At 41.5% G+C, this 20303-nt stretch carries 20 protein-coding genes; 11 read left to right on the forward strand and 9 right to left on the reverse strand.

Going from position 1 to position 20303, the window contains the following annotated elements; all coding sequences use genetic code 11:
• Positions 1-448 precede the first annotated feature (448 nt).
• Both AC5JMF_RS00775 and AC5JMF_RS00780 read left to right on the forward strand, forming a co-directional pair.
• Positions 449-1564, forward strand: a complete 1116-nt coding sequence (locus AC5JMF_RS00775) for a protein kinase domain-containing protein (protein WP_495793812.1) — start codon at positions 449-451, stop codon at positions 1562-1564.
• A gap of 94 nt (positions 1565-1658) precedes the next feature.
• Positions 1659-2762: a PstS family phosphate ABC transporter substrate-binding protein gene (locus AC5JMF_RS00780; protein ID WP_495793813.1), complete on the forward strand. Its 1104-nt coding sequence runs from the start codon at positions 1659-1661 to the stop codon at positions 2760-2762.
• Between the two features lie 27 nt (positions 2763-2789).
• Here AC5JMF_RS00780 and AC5JMF_RS00785 read toward each other — a convergent pair whose 3' ends face one another.
• From AC5JMF_RS00785 to AC5JMF_RS00795, 3 genes are all read right to left on the reverse strand, one after another.
• Positions 2790-3860, reverse strand: coding sequence for a WD40 repeat domain-containing protein (locus tag AC5JMF_RS00785; RefSeq protein WP_495793814.1), 1071 nt, complete (start codon positions 3858-3860; stop codon positions 2790-2792).
• Positions 3861-4103: 243 nt separating this feature from the next.
• Positions 4104-4397 carry a hypothetical protein gene (locus tag AC5JMF_RS00790; RefSeq protein WP_495793856.1) on the reverse strand — a complete coding sequence of 98 codons (294 nt, stop codon included), beginning with the start codon at positions 4395-4397 and terminating at the stop codon, positions 4104-4106.
• Between the two features lie 318 nt (positions 4398-4715).
• On the reverse strand, positions 4716-4886 hold the full coding sequence (locus tag AC5JMF_RS00795) for a hypothetical protein (protein WP_495793815.1): 171 nt from the start codon (positions 4884-4886) through the stop codon (positions 4716-4718).
• Positions 4887-5204: 318 nt separating this feature from the next.
• Here AC5JMF_RS00795 and ald point away from each other — a divergent pair, with 318 nt between their 5' ends.
• A complete protein-coding gene (gene ald, locus AC5JMF_RS00800) occupies positions 5205-6296 on the forward strand; it encodes an alanine dehydrogenase (protein ID WP_495793816.1) in 1092 nt (363 codons plus the stop codon).
• Positions 6297-6506: 210 nt separating this feature from the next.
• Here ald and AC5JMF_RS00805 read toward each other — a convergent pair whose 3' ends face one another.
• A complete protein-coding gene (locus tag AC5JMF_RS00805) occupies positions 6507-8507 on the reverse strand; it encodes a M48 family metalloprotease (RefSeq protein WP_495793817.1) in 2001 nt (666 codons plus the stop codon).
• A 202-nt stretch (positions 8508-8709) separates the two neighbouring features.
• On the opposite strand from AC5JMF_RS00805, the gene AC5JMF_RS00810 reads away from it, so the two are divergent.
• On the forward strand, positions 8710-9162 hold the full coding sequence (locus AC5JMF_RS00810; RefSeq protein WP_495793818.1) for a DUF29 domain-containing protein: 453 nt from the start codon (positions 8710-8712) through the stop codon (positions 9160-9162).
• 281 nt (positions 9163-9443) lie between these two features.
• On the opposite strand, the gene AC5JMF_RS00815 is transcribed toward AC5JMF_RS00810, so the two are convergent.
• From AC5JMF_RS00815 to AC5JMF_RS00825, 3 genes are all read right to left on the reverse strand, one after another.
• Positions 9444-9926, reverse strand: a complete 483-nt coding sequence (locus AC5JMF_RS00815) for a peptidoglycan-binding domain-containing protein (protein ID WP_495793819.1) — start codon at positions 9924-9926, stop codon at positions 9444-9446.
• 409 nt (positions 9927-10335) lie between these two features.
• Positions 10336-11139, reverse strand: coding sequence for an ABC transporter ATP-binding protein (locus AC5JMF_RS00820; RefSeq protein WP_495793820.1), 804 nt, complete (start codon positions 11137-11139; stop codon positions 10336-10338).
• The gene (locus tag AC5JMF_RS00825) at positions 11129-12262 is read right to left on the reverse strand and encodes a branched-chain amino acid ABC transporter permease (protein ID WP_495793821.1); all 1134 of its coding nucleotides are present in this window, start codon (positions 12260-12262) and stop codon (positions 11129-11131) included. The genes AC5JMF_RS00820 and AC5JMF_RS00825 overlap by 11 nt, the downstream gene beginning before the upstream one ends.
• A 272-nt stretch (positions 12263-12534) precedes the next feature.
• Here AC5JMF_RS00825 and AC5JMF_RS00830 point away from each other — a divergent pair, with 272 nt between their 5' ends.
• From AC5JMF_RS00830 to AC5JMF_RS00860, 7 genes are all read left to right on the forward strand, one after another.
• On the forward strand, positions 12535-12732 hold the full coding sequence (locus AC5JMF_RS00830) for a hypothetical protein (RefSeq protein WP_495793822.1): 198 nt from the start codon (positions 12535-12537) through the stop codon (positions 12730-12732).
• Positions 12733-12743: 11 nt separating this feature from the next.
• The gene (locus AC5JMF_RS00835) at positions 12744-13001 is read left to right on the forward strand and encodes a cytotoxic translational repressor of toxin-antitoxin stability system (RefSeq protein WP_495793823.1); all 258 of its coding nucleotides are present in this window, start codon (positions 12744-12746) and stop codon (positions 12999-13001) included.
• Positions 13002-13114: 113 nt separating this feature from the next.
• Positions 13115-14701 (forward strand): glucose-6-phosphate isomerase, encoded by a 1587-nt coding sequence (locus AC5JMF_RS00840; protein ID WP_495793824.1) that lies wholly within the window; start codon positions 13115-13117, stop codon positions 14699-14701.
• A 244-nt stretch (positions 14702-14945) separates the two neighbouring features.
• Positions 14946-15263: a hypothetical protein gene (locus tag AC5JMF_RS00845; protein WP_495793825.1), complete on the forward strand. Its 318-nt coding sequence runs from the start codon at positions 14946-14948 to the stop codon at positions 15261-15263.
• On the forward strand, positions 15260-15622 hold the full coding sequence (locus AC5JMF_RS00850; protein ID WP_495793826.1) for an aspartyl protease: 363 nt from the start codon (positions 15260-15262) through the stop codon (positions 15620-15622). Before AC5JMF_RS00845 ends, AC5JMF_RS00850 begins: the two co-directional genes overlap by 4 nt.
• A gap of 297 nt (positions 15623-15919) precedes the next feature.
• Positions 15920-16411 carry a hypothetical protein gene (locus AC5JMF_RS00855; RefSeq protein ID WP_495793827.1) on the forward strand — a complete coding sequence of 164 codons (492 nt, stop codon included), beginning with the start codon at positions 15920-15922 and terminating at the stop codon, positions 16409-16411.
• Positions 16412-16447: 36 nt separating this feature from the next.
• Entirely contained in the window at positions 16448-16711 is a 264-nt protein-coding gene (locus AC5JMF_RS00860; protein ID WP_495793828.1) for a translation initiation factor, read from the forward strand.
• 25 nt (positions 16712-16736) lie between these two features.
• Here the strand turns inward: AC5JMF_RS00860 and AC5JMF_RS00865 are convergent, their stop codons facing one another.
• Both AC5JMF_RS00865 and AC5JMF_RS00870 read right to left on the reverse strand, forming a co-directional pair.
• Positions 16737-16982, reverse strand: coding sequence for a hypothetical protein (locus AC5JMF_RS00865; RefSeq protein ID WP_495793829.1), 246 nt, complete (start codon positions 16980-16982; stop codon positions 16737-16739).
• Positions 16983-17089: 107 nt separating this feature from the next.
• Complete coding sequence (locus AC5JMF_RS00870) at positions 17090-20209, reverse strand: NACHT domain-containing protein (protein WP_495793830.1); 3120 nt, start codon at positions 20207-20209, stop codon at positions 17090-17092.
• Positions 20210-20303 lie beyond the last annotated feature (94 nt).

The raw sequence follows: 20303 nt of genomic DNA on the forward strand, positions 1-20303 counted from the left end.
GTGGCACTATGACGTGCCACATCCTCAAGGGTTTTCAGCCTAGCCATCCTTATAAATAACCTGTGATGGTGAGACCAGCCCCTTTTGATATACACAAACTGCCAAAGTGTTTTATACAATCTAAAATATACTACGTAAAATCAGCACTCAGCAATCAAATAACTGTCTAGCGCTTGCCAGCAATAATATAAAGACGTAGCGCTTTATCATAAAGTTTCATTATTTGCACTGATGTTGAGGTTTACTTCAACATGATTATTTGGTAAACTTATGTAATAACTCGAGTAAAATCTATGATGCATAAGTAAGCATCAAATAATATCGATCAAGTAGCGTAAGTATGGAACTGCCCCAAAGCAAAATTGAGACCATTAAACTCTTGGGGAGTGTAGATTGTGACAACACCTACTCCTCGTCATGTAGGACACGTAATACACACCAGTATCCTTTGCTTAAAAAGATACTTCGGAATCGCTTTGAGATTACTCAGGTATTGGGCAGCGGCGGATCTGGTGATACCTACTTAGCAGTGGATCTGGACTTACCAGGAAAGCCTCATTGTGTCGTTAAGCATTTTAAACCAAAAGATTCTAATCCTGCTGTTGTGCCCATTGCCAAAAGCTTATTTACTCGTGAAGCAGAAGCTTTATATCAGTTAGGTAACAACCACGACCAAATTCCAACACTATTTGCTCATTTTGATGAAGATGGAGATTTTTACTTAGTTCAAAGATTTGTAGACGGTTATGATTTAACTCAGGAAATTATAGTAGGTAAGTCTCTAAGTGAAAATGCGGTCTTTAATCTGTTAAAAGACATTCTAGAAGTATTGGCTTTTGTCCACCAGCACAACATCATTCACCGGGATATCAAACCTCAAAATATCATGCGGCGACACTCTGACGGCAAAGTTGTACTTATTGACTTTGGGAGTATCAAAAAACTTGGTGCTTTGGGAGCGAATGTTACAATTGCTGTCGGCACTCCTGGCTATATGCCCAGCGAACAGGCTAAGGGAAAACCAAAACTTTGTAGTGATGTGTACGCAGTAGGCATGATTGGTATCCAAGCCCTAACAGGTTTACAGCCTAATCAACTGCAAGAAGATCCCGATACAGAAGAAATTATTTGGCGTCACAAAGCACAGGTAAGCGACGCCCTTGCAGATGTTATTGACTTAATGGTGCGCGATCGCCATAGCCAACGTTATCAGTCTGCCACAGAAGCTTTACAAGCGCTACTTTCTACCAAATTGCCACCTTCGGTAACAATTGCTGAACCAAATCAAAATGCAGATCACAAATCTTTACCACTCTTTAGAAACTTTTTTTTACTACTGGGGATGGGTCTCGGTGTTACTACTAGCCTTGTAATATTAGTATTGTTCTATGCTTTTCTCAATGCAAATACATCATTGCCAGACCAACCTACTAAATTCAACAGATTAATGGATATTCCCACAAACAAATCATCAGATCAAAAAGAAGTTTGCAAGAATAATTGCACGATTGAAGAAAATACCAAAAGCCAGATTTATCCCCACCCCGTTAAAAAGAGTCAATGAACAGCGAATTATAATCATCACAACAAACTGATCAAAACTGAACTTTAAAAACCATAAATTTCTGTGTAATTCATAATATAAACAACATAAGCAAATGAGTAATACACATCAAACAAAACCTGTCGTTAATACAGATAAAAAAAAGCCTGTAATTAATGCAGATATTGCCCTATTCCTCAGAGGTTTAATTATTGGCAAACTGATGACTATCGTGGTTATTGGTGGACTGCTTTGGTGGTTACTAAAATCAAATTTATGGGTTCGCAGCAATGCCGAGTATTCCTCTGTTAGTTTAAATACTACTTCTGGTGAAGAATCTACCTTTAAGACAGTCATTGATGTTCCGAATGACTCATTTAAGTATGGTGGTAGTACAGCTTGGGCACCTATTCGGCAATTAGTAGATTCTCAAATTCAAAGCGCCCGTCCTGAACTACAATTTCGCTACATAGACCCCGTTGGGGGTAGTCCTGGTTCTAGCTCAGGCATTCGTATGTTACTTGATGGACAATTAGACTTTGCTCAGTCCTCTCGTCCCGTCACAGATACAGAACGCGCCACTGCCAGAGAGCGAGGATTCACCCTTGAGCAACGTCCAGTAGGCATTGATGGCATAGCGGTAATAGTCAACCCATCGCTCAAAGTAACAGGTTTAACTGTTAAGCAATTACAACAGATTTATTTGGGAGAGATTACTAACTGGAAACAAGTAGGAGGGCCAGACTTGTCCATTACTCCTTTCTCCCAACGACCAGAAGATGCAGATATCGCCATACTTTCTAATGGTAGCAATTTGAATATGCGATCGCCTGGCTCGAATGTCCACTACATTTACTCTACTACAGATGCAGTTCGCCAAGTCAGCCAAACCCCAGGTGGTATATACTATACCTCTGCTCGTGCAGTCGTAGGGCAATGCAGCGTCAGAGCTTTACCATTGGGACGCACCTCTGACCAATTCATTACTCCCTACCGCCAACCATCAGTATCACCCGAACAGTGTCCACGTCAACGCAACCAGGTTAATACCGAAGCCATCAAAAACGGCAGCTATCCAATTACCAGCAACTTGTTTGTAATTATCAAGCACAACAAAAATCGTGAACAACGAGCCGGTCAAGTTTATGCCAATCTTTTACTGACCGACCAAGGTCAAAAAGCAATTGAGCAAGCTGGTTTTATCCCAGTTCGGCAGTAATATCAGGTGCAGTTGCAGACTTGTCATTTAATTACGTTGAAATGGAGTTCCCCAAATATTAATTCTGCGGTCAAATCCGCCACTGGCCAAAGTTTGACCATCTGGACTAAAAGCGATCGCACTTACCCAATCGCTATGTCCAACCAGTGTATATAGTAACTCACCTGTAGTTAAATTCCACACTTTAATACCATCTCTGCCGGCACTAGCGAGGGTTTGTCCGTCTGGGTTGATGGCAATAGCATTTACCCAATTGTTGTGTTCTGTGAAAGTACGGACTAAATCTCCAGAGTTGATATTCCAAAGTTTAACAGTGCGATCGCGACTAGCGCTAACCAATGTTTGCCCATCAGGTGTAAAAGCAACAGCACTCACAGCAAAAGAATGAGCTACAAACCCACGAATTAACTTACCAGTACTCAAGTTCCACAGCTTGACTACACCTTTATTATCGCCACTCGCCAGAATCTGGCCATCAGGACTCATGGCAAGTGTATAAATTAAGTTATCAAAGCGTACCAAAGTTCCTAATGGACGTTGTTGCAGTAAATCCCATAACCTAATCCCGTCTAAAGCGCCGCTGACGAGAACTTTACTATCAGGAGACACCGCTAAAGATAATACATTACTGGTATGTCCCACAAATGAGCGGGTAAACTTATAATTTCTGAGATTCCACAAGTTAATTGTGTTGTCATCACTACAGCTAACCAATGTTCGACCATCTGGTGAAATCACTAAAGATTCTACAGCTGATTTATGTGCTTTATTAATACTGCCCAACCTTTTACCACGTTGGACATTCCATAAACGAATTACACCTTCGCTTTCTGCACCCCCACTAACTAGAACTTGACTATCTGGACTAAAAGCTAATGATTTAATCGTTCCTGCATGTCCGGCGAGTGAGTAAACTAGCTGAGGATTGGTAAAATTTCTAGTAGCTTGAGGGTCTTGTGCCACTTCATTGGCAGCATGAGCAGTATTGTGCTTAAAACCTTTGCAAACCGTGATTGGCAAGGCTACAGCTGCCATCAATGCCAATATAATATACGGGCGAATTACAAAAACGCCACCTCCTTTTGTCTTACTCCTCACTACTGTCCTCACTTTCTAAATAAGTACGCAAGTTAACCTGACAAAGTTATAACTCAGCACTCAGCAAACAGGGCACTCATAAAAAACTTGATACCCTTAAATTTATTTATGGGTATCCTCTTTTTACTTTTTCAGGGAATTCCAAGAAATAAATTATCTAATTTTCTAGACTTTGCTACAACTTTGCCTCCCCCTGCTCCAAAGCAATGGCATATTTTTTTATTTGGCAGTCCCTAACACTATCTATTGGTGAGGTTTTTTCTTAGAAACGCTCAGCATTGGTAAAGCTGAACTAGAAGAACGAGATGGTAAATAATGTTGTACAACAGGTTCTTCAGGTATGGGACGACGTTGCTGGGTACGCCACAACTTAAAGGCTAGCGTCATACCCGCTGTTCCCAAACCAAAAGCAAACAACGACCAGCTATCATCTAATCCACCAATTAAGGCATCTACAACACCCATCGTCATCAATACAGCGATGACTGGTTCTTTTCGGTAGGCTGACTTTAAAAAACGAGGTAATACAGCGTTCATCACAGCTTGGTTGGCTTTACTTCACCTTTTATAGAATTTACCGATAATAATCACGATTTGTCCCTCTAATTGAAGGCATACGATATTATAATAGTCTTATAGGAGGAAAGAAAGTGTAGTAATCTACCTCTTGCATGTAGTAATTGCAGACCTAGATTTAAATTTACACTTTTGACTGTGCTTAATATTCAAATACAATAACTCACCCGATACAGTTTGTAATCAATTGCTAAAGTCAAAACCAGCTGGAATAACCAACTGGTCATAACTCATCTGACTACTAGTTTACAACTTATATACCTATATTTTCACATGGCACTACTTCAGACCGAGCCATGATAGTACTCCTTGATTGGTGAGGTATTCAATCAACACCATCAAGATAAAGCCGATCATCGCTGCCCGACCATTCAAGCGCTCAGCATATTCATTAAAGCCAAACTTGGGCTCTTCTAGTTTGGGCGTGATTGTTGGTTGTGGTTGTGTCATGTTCGAGAAACCTCTTTTTCGGCAAACGGGACTTAATATGTGGGTTGCGAGCTGGTTTCAGCGCTTGATTGCTCAGATAGCTTGAGTAAATTTAGTTTCAAGCTCTCTGATGAAGCAGCTGTGTAAACGCTCTGTTAACAATTTGTAATTATTCTTTATATATTGTATGAATATTCGGGCAATAGTCAAGGGCAAGAGTGTGGAGTTGTGCAGATAAAGTTGCAACTCAAAAGACAGAGATTAGCTATCCCTAATACGGAAGTAGCAAGCTAGAAATTGGCAGGCTAAAGTTAAACAAAAAAATATCAGAGGCAGTAAATGGAAATAGGCGTTCCCAAGGAAACTAAAGATCAAGAGTTTCGAGTAGGGTTGAGTCCTTCTAGCGTGCGGGTACTGCGGGAAAATGGTCATGCCATCTTCGTGCAGACGCAAGCAGGTATTGGTGCTGGATTCACAGATGATGATTACAAAAGTGCCGGAGCAGAAATTGTCATCCCACCAGAAGCCGTTTGGAATCGAGATCTAGTGGTAAAAGTCAAAGAGCCACTAGTATCAGAATATCAATTTTTGCAGAAAGAACAGATCTTGTTTACTTATCTGCATTTAGCAGCCGATCGCAAATTAACCGAGCATTTGATTGATTGTGGCACTTGTGCGATCGCTTACGAAACCGTAGAACAACCTGGTGCCAACAAACTCCCCCTCCTCACTCCCATGAGTGTGATTGCTGGTCGGCTAGCAGTACAATTTGGGGCGAGGTTTCTAGAACGCCAGCAAGGTGGGAAAGGCGTTCTTTTAGGCGGTGTCCCTGGAGTCAAACCAGGCAAAGTAGTGATTTTAGGTGGCGGTGTTGTCGGGACAGAAGCGGCTAAAATTGCTGTTGGCATGGGTGCTATAGTGCAAATTTTAGATGTCAATGTCGAACGTCTATCCTACTTAGAAACTCTGTTTGGCTCTAGAGTCGAGTTACTTTACAGTAATTCTGCCCATATCGAAGCCGCCGTTCAAGAAGCCGACCTATTAATTGGTGGGGTTTTAGTGCCAGGACGTCGGACACCAATACTAGTATCTCGCGAATTGGTCAAACAAATGCATCCTGGTTCTGTAATAGTTGATGTTGCTGTTGACCAAGGCGGTTGTATAGAAACTTTACATCCCACATCGCATACGAACCCGGTGTACCTTGAAGAAGGTGTAGTCCATTATGGCGTTCCCAATATGCCAGGAGCAGTACCTTGGACAGCAACCCAAGCCCTCAACAACAGTACATTACCTTATGTCATCCAGTTGGCAAATTTAGGAATTAAGGCACTAGAAACCAACTCAGCCTTAGCCAAGGGGGTAAATGTACAAAACCATCGTTTAGTGCATCCTGCTGTGCAAGAAGTATTCCCTGATTTAGTGAGTTAGGATCATAATTGCACTAGACACAACTCCCGCAGAATTCGTTCCAGATGAACGTCCTGTAGAAGCACAGCATTGACACTCCCCTGGTTAGAAACCGGGGGCTTTACGCATCACGACTCATAAGCAAAAAAAGGAGGCAGTTATTAACTACCTCCTGAGCAAATAAAGCTTGGATGGAATGAGAAATGCTTTGACAGCAGGATAGAAACTCAGCTATCTACTGCTCAAAAACATCATCAAGACCACTCCCAGGATAATCGATCCACCGCCAAGCATGAATGACCAAAAGCGATGGTAACTGTTGACGATGGTGCCATTTTCACTTTGGAGTTGAATCAAATCCATCCAGGGTGCAACGCCACGACGGAACCAACCCACAGCCCCAACTTGTTCACCAATCAAGTTTTGCACTCGTTTCATCCCAAACAGGAAATTACCCAAGGGGCCAAAGCGTGAAGCGTAGTGCAAATAAAGCATACCGCTACGGTCTTGAATTTTTAAATCGGAACCAAATTGATAACCTGCGTCGCCACGACCAATTAATTGACCTGCAATTTTTGCAGGTTGTCCGCGCAATGGACTAGCGTATGGGTCTGACATCAGGGTGAGAATGTCGGTTGCTGGTGCTTGCTTGTAGTTGGGGAACATCACCAGAGCTTTGACGAGAATTCCTAAACCTAAACCAATTAATGGCGCACTTATGGTTAAAGCTGGGTTTTGAGAACTGGAAAAAAGCATCACACCCATGCATAAACCAGCTATTAAACCTATGGTTTCGGCACCGTACAACACGATATCTAACAAGAAGCTACCGTAAAGCTTACTCTTATTAAGATTTTTGCCTTCACCAATAACTCGCCCCATATCGAACTCAGTCGGTAAACCTAGCTGTTCGGCATAGGTGCTGAGGGCGCGGACGCGTTTGCCTGTGAGTGGGTGAGTGGAATTTAATTCCATCCACCAACCCCAAGGGTTAAACATATCCCACAAAAAGACGCGACCGATTTTTTGAGGGTCGGAGGCGATACGGTAAGCTGTGCCTGTGGAAGCAGCAGCTTTGGGGTCATAGATACCCAAGGCGCGAGTCCCTTCAATCAGACGACTGGGCTCTTGGGCACGTGAACCTTCTTCTAAAATGCCGTAAGCAATCTTAACTAAGGCGCGAGATAATCCATTGGGGTTGCCTGTAGTTTCTGCTGCAAAGTGGTCTGCAAAATACTCTCGTGTACGGGAGAGATAGAGTAGTAAATATGTACCAAGAATATAAAAAATATAAGCAACTAAAGCAGCACTTTGCATGGCGTCTTTGATTTTGCTGCTACCGCCGCCACGCCCTAATCTTCTAGCTGTGCTGTAAACCAAGTAGCAAATTTGTACTAAGGTGGAGGCTACTGTCATGACTGCAAAGTCCCAATGGACGATGTGCCCTAATTCGTGAGCATAGACGGTAGCAATTTCATCATCATCGAGATAAGTAAAAAGTCCTTGACTAACGACTAGGCGGGCACTGTTAGGTAATGAACCATAAGTAAAAGCCGTGGGGTTCTGGTCGTTAATAATTCCTAGTCTTGGTGTTTTGAGATTTTTTTGCTGACAGACTTGCTGAATAATTCTAGCTGTCTCTGGACTGAGGCTTTCAACTTCTGCCAACTCTACCCAACGGGTATGGTAAAGCCAGCTTTGAGTCAAGTCCATGAGGAATGGAGACAGAAAAAAGGCTGCAATATTGAAAATAAGGGTAATGGCAATTGCGATCGCTAGTCCATTGAGTGGATCATCACTACCTAAAATCAATACTAAGCTCAAACCTAAAACTAACACCATGCCAAACAGCAAGGTCATAGTGACGCCAGAAGCTAATGCCAAACTCCCGCCTACACCCCCCATCGCTAATTTCACCCCCAAAGTCGCAGCACGTCCGGTTTTTTGGATGGCGCTACTAGACTGGGTTGCTGATGATTTGGGTAAGGATTGACGGGCTTGTTCTGCCCAACTCCGCACTTGTGGGTTTTCACTCACCATTAACTTTTGACACAAGCTTGTGGCTTTTTCGATGTCGCCTGTACTTTGATAAGCTTTCATTAGCCACATCTGCGCTGAAAGATAGTCTGGAGAATTGCGGTCAACACAATTTCCACAGAATTGCTCTAAAATTTCAATCGCTTCCTGATAACGTCCTTGTTTTAAGGCATCTAGTCCAGATTGCAATGTCATAGGCTCTCCTTTGTAAAGGAGTAGTATTTGATCAATCAATACTAGATATATACAGTATTCGTCATCGCCATTTCGGAAAGTGACCGATGTATAAATTGTATCTTTTTATTACAACTAGGGTTGTCAGGTAGACAATTGTAAACCAAAATCCAGATGCATGTGCCGCTAAAATAAAACTTAAAGACGCTCAAGGAGCAAGTCAATGACTCAAACCCAGTCACAAAAGACACTTTATAAGCAGGATCTTGTTGCTTGGTTTGATGATACAGTTGCCAAGCTTAAAGAAAGACGGTTTGATGAAATTGATATTGACAGCTTGGTGGAGGAGATTGAGGGCTTAGCAGGACGCGATAAACGAGAATTAGAAAGTCGATTGGAAGTTTTGCTTTGCCATGTTCTTAAACGAATTTACGTTGAATCTCCTAACGATTATCGTGGTTGGGAACTGACAATTCGAGAACAACGTAGACGAATCCAAAGACTCTTAAAGCAGTCACCTAGTCTAAGAAATCACTTGAACCAAAATTTTTCTGAGATTTGGCAAAATGCTTTATCAGATACACGCGAAGATTATCCCCAATCCCAGTTTCCCGATGCATGGATGTTCAGCACTGAAATCGATGATTTACTGAGTGAAAAATACTGGCGATACTAATTCGTAATTCGTAATTCGTAATTCGTAATTCGTAATTCGTAATTAAAACATCTCAAAAAACTTAATTAAAGCGCACTTTAATTTTTTATACTAAACTTTTAAAAGTAAAAGACTAGAAAAAATCAGTTACATGAGTTTTTCTAGTCTAGCGGACGCAAAAATATTGATTGAGCTTATATTTAAAAGTACATAAATCTTAGTATTAATACATATTTATTAAGGACTCCTCAACCAAATCTTCCTCAATTGGAAACAAGTGCTTTTGAATAGAATTGCTATGACTAGCAGCTAAACTCATTCAGATTGCTGAGAGCGAACCAAGTGCGATCGCGTACAATACCATCAGCGGGTAAATTATACTGATGTTGAAAAGATTTCACCGCTGCTTCTGTAACTGGGCCAAAGTTACCATCAAATACATCTGTATATTTACCAGCAATACGTAGTCTCTGTTGAAGAGCTACAACTAGCTTACCTTGACTACCTCGGTTAAGAATGGGCATATCTACTGGGCAACACTTGTAAAGTACTTGCCAAGTCTTACTGTTCACAATTCCAGTTTCTTGCAAAAAAAAGCGATACTGGAATAATATGACACCCCCTGTAGTTTCAAATCCAAATACCCCATCGATATCACCTGAGTAAGTGCCGTAACTATTTAGCAGTTGTTGTAGTTTTTTTACTGCTTCACCTGTAGCACCTTCTTGTAATATGGGTCTATCGATTGGGTTTATACCGTTAATTTCTTGAGTCATAAGTGTCATTTTTATTACTCCTTGCTAATTGTTTTGAGACACTTACACAGTAAAGTTGTTGACTCTCAAAAGACCTCACCCAATTCGATTACTTTTAATTCACCCAAATGGTTCACCCAATAGAAGGAGAGGGATAATTCGTAATTCGTAATTCGTAATTTGTAATTACGCCTGATGCGAATTAGAAAAAAGGCAACAGAAATAAGAAGATGAAAGTTACCAGCTATTCAACTCAAACTTACCCCATGCTCAACATAGATTTTGGAACGTTATTAACAACTATTTTTGTAGTGGTAGATGAATCTACTGTCATAAATTTAGTTCCTCTGGAACCCAATATTTGGGCAGGTTTGAAAACCTGCTCTCTGTTCCCTCTTAAATCCTTTCTTGCTGTGTGGAAGAGAAAAATAATCGCACTCTATTTTCCTAAATAAGCTTCTAAAACTTTGGTGTTGCTTTGAATTTCTGCTGGAGTTCCTACAGCCAGATTTTGCCCTTCAGCAAGCACCCAAACCCGGTCGCACAATGACATAATCACATCCATATTGTGTTCGATAATTAGAAATGTCATGCTGTCTTGACGGTTCCAAGTAACAATGCGATCGCATATATCATCAATTAGTCTGGGATTAACCCCTGCTGCTGGTTCATCCAACAAAATTAACTTGGGATTTGTCATTAGCGCCCGTCCCATTTCTAGCAGCTTGCGTTGTCCACCAGACAAACCACCAGCGTAGTCGTGTGCTTTTTTTGCCAGACCCACTGATTCTAACAGGAACATCGCTTGTTCTTGCAGTTGCTTTTCTTCATTGGCGACGATGTGCTGTTGTAGTTGCACCTGCCAAAAGTTTTCACCCGTTTGTTTTTGCGCCGCCAGCAGCATATTTTCTAATACCGACAACCGCGAGAGAGTTCGAGCAACCTGAAAGGTACGTACTAGCCCCTGCTGAGCAATTTGGTACGATTGCAGGTGATGAATTGGTTCGCCATCAAAAATCACTCTTCCTTTATCAGGGCGAATGAAATTCGAAAGTAGATTAAACAAAGTAGTTTTACCAGCACCATTGGGGCCAATTAAACCTGTGACGCTACCTTTTGCAACTTCAATGTTTGCGTCATTAACTGCTTTGATACCACCAAAGCTTTTACAAAGTCCAGAAGCTGCTAGTAGGGGAATTTGAGATGATTCCAGAGGAAATTGAGATGAATGGTTATTTACCAAGGGTGAGTTCCTCCTTTTTCCCTAAGATACCTTGAGGTCGCCAAATCATTAGTATCATTAATATAAGACCAATTACCATGATGCGGAATGCACTTAATCGCGCTTCATCAAAGGGAAGAATTTTCGGTAATACTTCTCGCGTCATCGCATCGTAAGCAAAGTAAATCACCGCGCCGAAAATTGTCCCAACATTATTTCCAGAGCCGCCTAAAATTACCATAATCCAAGAGTCAAAAGTAAGCTGCGGTTGAAAATTATCAGGATAAATAGCGCTGAGTTGCCAAGCGAAGAAAGCACCAGCAACGCCTGCGATCGCACCCCCTAACATGAGAGATTGTAGTTTATACCAAAAAACATTTTTCCCCATTGCTCTGGGAATTTCCTCATCTTCACGAATAGCTTTGAGAACTCGACCCCAAGGCGATCTGATTAAAATTTCCAACCGCCAAAACACGAATGCTAATACCAAAAGCGACAACAACATCAAACCTGCTTTTGGGTTGTAATTATATAGTGCAATTAATCCAGAAATATAAATTGCTACCACCAATAGTGCCAACAAAATTCCTACTATTAAACGTGACAAGTATTCTTGTTTATTAACTATTCTTCTGTCAGAATCATTAGCTAACGATATTTGGGCAGTACGAACCCATCGCCATAATGTGAAACAAGCTATAGCTGCAAGCAATGTCAGCAGCCCCATCATGAAAAACCGTACCCCCAAATTTGGTTCTGTAAATAAAGGTATTGGGTAACTTTGGACACCAAAAGCTCCAGATGTCCAAGTATCACCCACAGGTAACTCTTGATTATTTACTACCAAGCGAATCAATTCGCCAACACCAATAGTCACAATTGCTAGGTAATCCTCCCGCAAACGCAGAGTTGCTAAACCAATTACCAAACCTAATAAAGCTGCAACAAACGCTCCCGCCACTGCTGAAATGAACACAGGAACGCCCTTTAAGCTGAGCAACACAGTTGTGTATGCTCCAAGGGTCATAAAAGCCACATGGCCAAAATTAATTAACCCTGTGAAGCCCCATTGTAAATTGAGTCCAAGACTGAACAAAGCAAAAGTTGCCGTAGAAATTGCTAAGAAAATGAGATAGTCGGTCATGATTTAGTTTTTGTTATAGGAATGTGGAGTGGACTTCGACTTCGCTCAGCCCACGGGGAATGAGGACTGGGGATTGGGGACTGGGGAATGGGGAATGAGGACTGGGGATTGGGGACTGGGGAATGGGGAATTTTCATTTGTCATTCTCCGCGTCCCCGCGTCCCCCTCATCTCCCTCATCTCCCGCGTCCCCTCATCCCCCTCATCCCCCTCAATCCCTGCCCATTTTCTGGGAACACTATTGTAGATGTTTGGTTATGGGTAATTTTCATAATGAATTTGCTGCGAATTAGAATGCATCACTTGGTTGAGCAGTTGGTTGATGAAGATTTGCAAAGCGTTTGGAGCGTTCTTCACGCATTACATTGTGACTTTTATACGCTAAAAGCCATACAACAAGTCAAGCGATCGCAGCAACCGTGGGACATTTTAACCCATGAGGAAGCATTACGACTGTTAATGTTTTTGTAAGGTAAGTGACTGTGAGTTTGGAAGTGCGCTATGCCAGGTCTTTTTTGCTAGACCTGAAAAATTTAGAATCCGCAGCCTACGAGCGGGTATATGACTTTGTGTTTATTGAGTTTGCCCAAAAGTTGCAGATGCATAGTTTGCCAGATCTGCGACAACTTGACAATGAGGGCATTTTTCACCGCTTTACCTTAGATGATTACTTAATAGGTATAGAAATTAGGGGTGAAATAATAAAATTTTTGCGTGTCATCCCTATGCCAGATGTTTAAACAAAGGAGTTAACTCAACACTTAAAACTGTAAACTGTATAAGGCTAGGCAGGGATCGCTGTAACCTATAAATTAAACTGGTTTTTGAAAAACACTTTACTTGAGATTTCCCTATGGATGCTAGCGCACTTTGGCAACGATACCAGGACTGGTTGTATTTCCACGAGGGATTAGGACTGTACTTAGATGTAAGTCGGATGCGGTTTGATGACGCTTTTGTGGAGTCGTTGCGCTCGAAGTTTGAAAAGGCGTTTGCTGATATGGCGGAACTGGAAAAGGGTGCGATCGCCAATCCTGACGAAAACCGCATGGTTGGACACTATTGGCTACGAAATCCTGACTTAGCACCAACTCCAGAACTTACACAAGAAATTGTCCAAACCTTGGAACAAATCGAAGCCTTTGCCGAAAAAGTCCAAACAGGTGCTATTCATCCTCCCAGAGCAAACCGCTTCACTGATATTATTTCCATTGGCATTGGCGGTTCCGCCCTTGGCCCTCAATTTGTCGCCGAAGCCCTCGCCCCTGACTTTCCACCTCTGAAAATTCACTTTATCGATAATAGCGATCCCGCAGGTATCGATCGCGTCCTCACTCATCTGCGAAATAGCCTTGCTAGCACATTGGTACTGGTAATCTCCAAATCTGGAGGAACACCAGAACCTCGTAACGGCATGATAGAAGTTAAAAAAGCCTACGCTGGACAAAATTTAGAGTTTTCTCAATATGCAGTAGCCATTACCAGCGTTGATAGCAACTTAGATAAACTGGCAAAAGCTGAAGGTTGGCTAGCCAGATTTCCCATGTATGACTGGGTGGGAGGACGCACCTCAGAAATGTCTGCTGTAGGGCTAGTACCAGCGGCACTACAAGGCATTGATGTTCGTGCCATGCTAGAAGGCGCAAAAGAAATGGATGACGCTACCCGCATACCAGATGTGAAAAATAACCCAGCGGCGATGCTTGCCTTGTCTTGGTACTTTGCTGGCAACGGACGAGGTGAAAAAGATATGGTCGTCCTACCTTACAAGGACAGCCTATTTTTATTTAGCCGCTATTTACAACAGCTGGTGATGGAATCCTTGGGTAAAGAAAAAGACCTAGATGGTAACGTTGTTCATCAAGGCATCGCCGTTTATGGCAACAAAGGTTCAACAGACCAACACGCTTATGTGCAACAGTTACGCGAAGGCGTGCCCAATTTCTTTGCTACCCTAATTGAAGTTTTAGAAGACCGTAATAGCCCATCTCTAGAAATAGATCCTGGAGTCACATCAGGCGATTATCTTTGCGGTTTTCTCCAAGGAACCAGACAAGCACTGTATGAAAATCATCGCGATTCGATTACAGTCACAATTCCTCAAGTTAATTCCCGGACTGTTGGGGCTTTAATTGCTTTGTATGAACGTGCTGTTGGCTTGTATGCTAGCTTGATCAACGTCAACGCTTACCATCAACCAGGTGTAGAAGCTGGTAAAAAAGCTGCTGCGGTCATTCTCGACTTGCAAACACGAGTAGTAGCAGTATTACAAAAAGAAACAGCTCCCCTTTCTCTAGAAAAACTTGCCCAAAAAGCAGGCGCATCCGATCAAATAGAAGCAATTTACAAAATTGTGCGTCATCTACATGCTAATCAGCGAGGTGTAATTTTAACAGGTAATCTGAAAGAACCCAGTAATTTAAAAGTTTCTGCAAGTTGATAATTTAGTTCCAATATTGTTGTGTTGACAACAAGTTTCTTTTGTTAAGCATCCTAGATTTTTAGGGTGCTTAACTTATTTAACAAGCCGCTAACATGCAGAAAAGCCAGTGTGTTGCGGGGGTTTCCCCAGTTATAACAACTAACGCAACGCAGAGAGAAGAAAGAAATGCTTAACTGACCTATATTAGTTTATCTCACCGTAAAATAAAGTGAGAGCAGCAGTAAAAATTAAGGTTAAAAATATGACTCAATTAACACCAAAGCAATCAGTTCGCAGGGGAAGGATATTTCCAGAACGCACTTTATCATCAGAAGAACTTGCTAGACGCAAAGCAGAAGATGAAGTATTCTATCGGCGTTGTCGCGCAATATTTGAGCGGGTGTGTCCTGATTGGATTGAGGATCACTATGGTTGGTATATCGCAGTAGAACCGGATAGTGGCGATTACTTCATTGATGAAGATAATATGCAAGCTCATAAAAAAGCTATTGAGAAATACCCAAATACTCGTCATTGTGTTTTTTGTCTGAATGAGACAGGAACCACTGGCACAATATGATTCAGGGTACATTTGATAGTAATGGGCAGCTATATTTTGAAATTAGTTTGATTACTAGTAATGGATTAAATTTACCTGTGGATACCATGTTAGATAGCGGCTTTACAGGATTTATGGCAATTAATAAACAGGATTTAGATGGTCTAAACTGGACCTACATCGGAGATGAACCTCTGCAAACTGCACAAGGAGAAGCAAGATTTGATATTTATTTAGGTAAAGTGTTATTGGATGAACAAGAGTATGAGATTCCTGTTTTTGCAGGGGATGAAATAAATGAAATATTGTTAGGTTCACAGTGGTTGAAAATTCTGCCTTTGATAGTAAATTATCAGGCTGGAATATTAACTTTAGGATAAGCGCGATATCAAAATTAAATTATTTGCTGTGGAAATGCGATCGCTACACTCAACACCCCATTAATTAACAACTCAGCAAATATCACAATAAAAAATATTACCTAATTAACCGCATACCTCTTTGGGATGAATATACCTCTCTCAAAGGCAAGATGGAATAGTGAAAAAACTTCATCATCATTTCAACCAAATGGTTTACCTGTGGTGTTGTAAATGAACGGTAAACGTTCTTTCAATTTTGGGAGTTAGTGATAAAAACACAACATTTACTTAAGCGCAGAGTGATGAGGAAATCGGATGAACATAACATACATAAAGCCCAAAAAAGCTTCATTACCAACGGCAGTATTTCTCTCTGCATTGCTATCACTCCCACTGCTTAGTAGCTGTGGCGGTGATTCTCGAACAACTGCGCCGCCACCTGTTGACAATACCGCTGGCAGAAATGTGAATTATCCTCCCCCCACTAAGCAACCCCAAGCCAAAAAGGGATTGACAACAGGGCAAAAAGTAGCAGTTTTAGCAGGAGCAGCCGCTCTTTATTACCTCTACCAAAGGCAAAAAAATGCCAAAGGAGCGGGGGCAAAAGGCAAGTACTATCTTTCCAAGAATGGGCGTGTATACTACCGCGATAGCCAAGGTCGTGTTAACTGGGTGACACCACCACCTGGAGGAATCCAAGTTCCAGAGTCGCAAGCGCGACAGTATCAAGATTTCCAAGGTTATAACGGGCGTACCACTGGGCGCGATTTAAGGGACGTTGCGCCACAGGAAGCCCCAGCATTTTAGCTCAACAGAAAAAGACTAGAGAATAGGAGAGAAATTATGGTGGACAACTTTTTCCGCAAAGCCAAAGAATTTCTCGGTGGGCCAAACGACGAGGAATATGAACAGGATACCGATTATCGCGATCGCGAGGTTACTCCAGCCAGCGAAGACCCCTACGGCGACCCTGCTGATCAATATTACGGTAATGTCACTCCAGCCAGCGAAGACCCCTACGGCGACCCTGCTGATCAATATTACGGTAATGTCACCCCAGCCAGCGAAGACCCCTACGGCGATCCCGCTGATGAGTACGAGCGCTAGTTGCCATTGATACTGTAAAGACGTGCTATGGCGCGTCTTTGCATAACATTTGGTAAGTTCTGGGAAGAGGGAAGGCGATCGCACCTTTAGGAACTTCAAAAAATATCCAATAGACTTCTTGCAAAAATACTTGAACCGTCAGAGACTCAAGTCTCTGCCTAATAGCAAAAGTCCGTTTCAACGGACTAAAAATACTGTTATTAGTCGGTTGAAACCGACTTGAGTTATCAGCCAGAAAATTTATTTTCTGGCGAGTATCCGACTTTTGCAAGAGGTCTAATATGTAGGGTGCGTCAGTTCGAGAAACCCTTGACTTACCGAGAAATTATTTGTACTGACGCACCCTATTAACTTTTTAAACTAAATCTCAATAACAAATTACGTCTGTTGATCAACTTTTTCTCTGATAATCCTGATACCTTCCCACGCTGGCATTTGTCCTGCTTGTCTCTCATCTAGCAACACTAACCATACATAATATTGAAAAATATTATTTCTCATTTCGGCATACTTTTCACTGAAAATCTCACATTGTTCACGATTTAAATTGAGTTTTTTTAATGCTTCTTTGTTCTTCGTTACTGCCAAATAAAGGGCTGAAGTAAAATCAAAGATCAAAATCAAGAAAATTAAAGGAAAGTACAAAAGTAAAAAATCACTAGCTTTTCCTGAATTAATTTTTTGGTAGAGGTGGCGGTAGAGGTCGTGGTCGAGGTCGTGGTTGAGGAAGTGATCCCGGTCAAGGTCGCGGTCGAGGTCGCGGTCGAGGTCGCGGTCGTGGTTGAAGTCAAGGTCGTAGCAGAAAACACGGTCGAGGTCGAGGTCACGGTCTAGGTCGTGGTCGTGGTAGAAAACACGATTAAGGATGCGGTTGAGGTCGTGTTTAAGGTCGCGGTAGAGGTCGCGGTAGAGGTCGCGGTAGGTGACGCGGTTAAGGTCGTGGTTGAGGACACGGTTGAGGTCGTGGTGGAGGTTGTAGTAGAGGTTGCGATCGCGATCGCGCTCATAGTCGAGATTGAGACTGCGATCAAGATTGAGGTCGAAGTCGCAGTAAAGGTCGAGGTTGCGGTAAAGGTCGCGGTTGAGGACACCGTTGAAGTGTAGGTGAAGGTCGTTGGAAAAAACCAAAACCTCAGCTAATTGCTGTCGCCAATTTTGTTTATATAGTGTTTCTATTCCTGCAAGTACTAGCTGTTCTTCGTCCCTGCACCAGCATCCTACTTGCTTTTCAGTAACTGGATGCTCCTCAACTTCAATCAAGGTAGGTAGCCTATACCTAAATCCCAATGCTGAATGCTGCTGAGTTAACCATTTACAAAACGCCTCTGCATCACTAGCTCTCACCCCAGTAACTGGTTTATTAGCATCTCCATGCTGAAATCTATAGGTTTTCCAATGATCCGGTTGGTAATGTTCACCTGCTTTCAACTTCTCATCAATAAACAGTTGATATTCTGCACAAGTGATAAAGCTCATATCAATTGCAACACCATCATCAATCTGTCTTAAGTTCTTGAGTTGCCTGTATAGTGATACATTAGCTGCTAAGTTAAATCTCTCATTGCTAAGTTCACTTTCTAAATCTGTATCTAACTGTCTTTGCAGTTGTTGCCGAACGTCTGAATCTACACCTAAGCCCTCTTCCAAGCAATCATAGGCGAGTGCTACAGTTTCAACTAATGGAGATGATATGGCTAAAATTTGACGAATTAAATGGCTAGGATTACTTTGAGCAGCATAAAGACGGATAACTTCAGCCCACCAAGAATTATTAATGTTTTTAGTTAAGAAATTATCTAAATTACATTCTTTAATTTGAACTGCTGCTAAATATTCCTGAAAACTCAAATGAGCAAATTCATAAATATCTATATCTTTTGCTACTAACAACCCGCTAACGTCACGAATTTGCTTGATAAACTCTTCAGGATTAGCATCATTGCCAGCCACAGTCACTAATTTACCCTTGATTCGAGCAACTCCTTCAGACAACTTGAATTCACGAGTGTTCTTTAGCATTAATCCTAATGCTAATACTTGTAAAACAGCTTGCTTTTGAGTAGCTATTAGCGGATCATCAATAGCCTTAGCTCTTTGTCGCTTTTCTAATAAAACTTGACAAATTTCTTTGTAAAGCTCAACTCGTTTTCCAGGTAAGGCACTACCGCGACGGTGGACTGTGGCAATCATCGTCAGCAATAAAGGATTAACGGCCATTGCTGTGAGTGGATTACTATTTCTAATTCGTTTAATTAAATCATCAGCTTGCTGTGTTGCTTGTTCACATACTCCTAAATCTTTTTCTCCAGCACTACTCATGATCTCCGTTTCCAAATACCAGTTATGAATAAACTGTTGCATTTGTTTGAGATTGAAAGGTTGCACTTCTAAAACTGTTACTTCTTGTTGTAGCCGTGCAGTTTTATAGCCAAATGGTCGAGAAGTTAAAATAAAAGTCGTGTCTGGGTATGCTTCCATTTGTTCATCTACCCAACGACTAAGCTGTTGACGCTGGGTTTCATCTGCAACCTCATCCAAACCATCCAGCATTACTAAACATTTGTTTTGAAGTAATTTTTCCTCAAACCATTTGGGAGGTGGAACTAGAGGTTTAATTTTTTGTTGCTGCTTGACTTTTTCTGTAACTAACTCTGCCAAAGATGGTTTATTATTAACAATTTCTAAACGTATATCTTTGAGATACAATAACACGGGAATTAATCGTGGTGCTTTCGGATGTAGTTTTCTTTCTTGTCTTTTTGCATAAATGAGAGTTAAATATCTCAAAAGTGTGGTTTTACCAGATCCTGGTGCCCCTAACACTGCTATACGAGGATATGTTGGCTTGTTGTTGCGTTCCTTAGCTGCTAGAAAATCCCAAATTTGTTTTTGCTTTGAGTTATCAGCTTCTTTGACCTGCGGCATCATTTCTGGATAGACGTTAGCAGCATCTTTAGCGATAATCTTAAGCGGTATAAATACTTGCTGTAATTTTAAATTTTTATCTTTATCTAGTCCCTGTGTTAGATAGTCTCGACAGATATAAATTAACCTCCGATAATATTCACGTTGAAATGGAGAAGTTAATCGCCACCATATACCTACTATCAAAGTTTCAAGTTGATTAACAATCCAATCGGCTAATTTATCTGAACTTTGTTCTAACCTTTCCTCAACTTTGTCTAGTACTAGGTTGATAATATCTTTAACAAACTTACCACCAATAGCTAAAAGTAGCACTATGAAAGTTAAAGTTGCTGTTCCTAATGCTTCTATCCATTGACCATTTTTGATAAAATTAATAGTTGCTACAATACCAACACCAGAGCTAGGGAAACCCACATAAGCGAGAATTTTTTGAACTCTTCTACGCCTTGCATCTCGTCGTTCCAAAGCAGCTGCTTTTGGTTGTTCAGGTGTAAGTTCTTTTGGTTTTTCAACAGCAGATTCTTCTTGTAGTCTTTGAGCCGATTTCTGTTCGGGAGTAATTTCTGGCATGGTATAATTTTGCTGGTAGAGGTTAAGCAGATCGCCCCAAAATTTACGGATGCGATCGCACAACTAAAAGCGATTACAAACAATTAAGCCTGTA

The organism is Desmonostoc vinosum (genome assembly GCF_059505385.1).

Excerpts from the sequence above, each read along its gene's own strand:
- ald (WP_495793816.1), top strand. The coding sequence starts at position 5,205 with ATGGAAATAGGCGTTCCCAAGGAAACTAAAGATCAAGAGTTTCGAGTA.
- AC5JMF_RS00840 (WP_495793824.1), top strand. The coding sequence starts at position 13,115 with ATGGATGCTAGCGCACTTTGGCAACGATACCAGGACTGGTTGTATTTC.
- AC5JMF_RS00845 (WP_495793825.1), top strand. The coding sequence starts at position 14,946 with ATGACTCAATTAACACCAAAGCAATCAGTTCGCAGGGGAAGGATATTT.
- AC5JMF_RS00790 (WP_495793856.1), bottom strand. The coding sequence starts at position 4,397 with ATGAACGCTGTATTACCTCGTTTTTTAAAGTCAGCCTACCGAAAAGAA.
- AC5JMF_RS00830 (WP_495793822.1), top strand. The coding sequence starts at position 12,535 with ATGAATTTGCTGCGAATTAGAATGCATCACTTGGTTGAGCAGTTGGTT.
- AC5JMF_RS00810 (WP_495793818.1), top strand. The coding sequence starts at position 8,710 with ATGACTCAAACCCAGTCACAAAAGACACTTTATAAGCAGGATCTTGTT.
- AC5JMF_RS00855 (WP_495793827.1), top strand. The coding sequence starts at position 15,920 with ATGAACATAACATACATAAAGCCCAAAAAAGCTTCATTACCAACGGCA.
- AC5JMF_RS00860 (WP_495793828.1), top strand. The coding sequence starts at position 16,448 with ATGGTGGACAACTTTTTCCGCAAAGCCAAAGAATTTCTCGGTGGGCCA.
- AC5JMF_RS00815 (WP_495793819.1), bottom strand. The coding sequence starts at position 9,926 with ATGACACTTATGACTCAAGAAATTAACGGTATAAACCCAATCGATAGA.
- AC5JMF_RS00795 (WP_495793815.1), bottom strand. The coding sequence starts at position 4,886 with ATGACACAACCACAACCAACAATCACGCCCAAACTAGAAGAGCCCAAG.
- AC5JMF_RS00805 (WP_495793817.1), bottom strand. The coding sequence starts at position 8,507 with ATGACATTGCAATCTGGACTAGATGCCTTAAAACAAGGACGTTATCAG.
- AC5JMF_RS00825 (WP_495793821.1), bottom strand. The coding sequence starts at position 12,262 with ATGACCGACTATCTCATTTTCTTAGCAATTTCTACGGCAACTTTTGCT.
- AC5JMF_RS00850 (WP_495793826.1), top strand. The coding sequence starts at position 15,260 with ATGATTCAGGGTACATTTGATAGTAATGGGCAGCTATATTTTGAAATT.
- AC5JMF_RS00870 (WP_495793830.1), bottom strand. The coding sequence starts at position 20,209 with ATGCCAGAAATTACTCCCGAACAGAAATCGGCTCAAAGACTACAAGAA.
- AC5JMF_RS00780 (WP_495793813.1), top strand. The coding sequence starts at position 1,659 with ATGAGTAATACACATCAAACAAAACCTGTCGTTAATACAGATAAAAAA.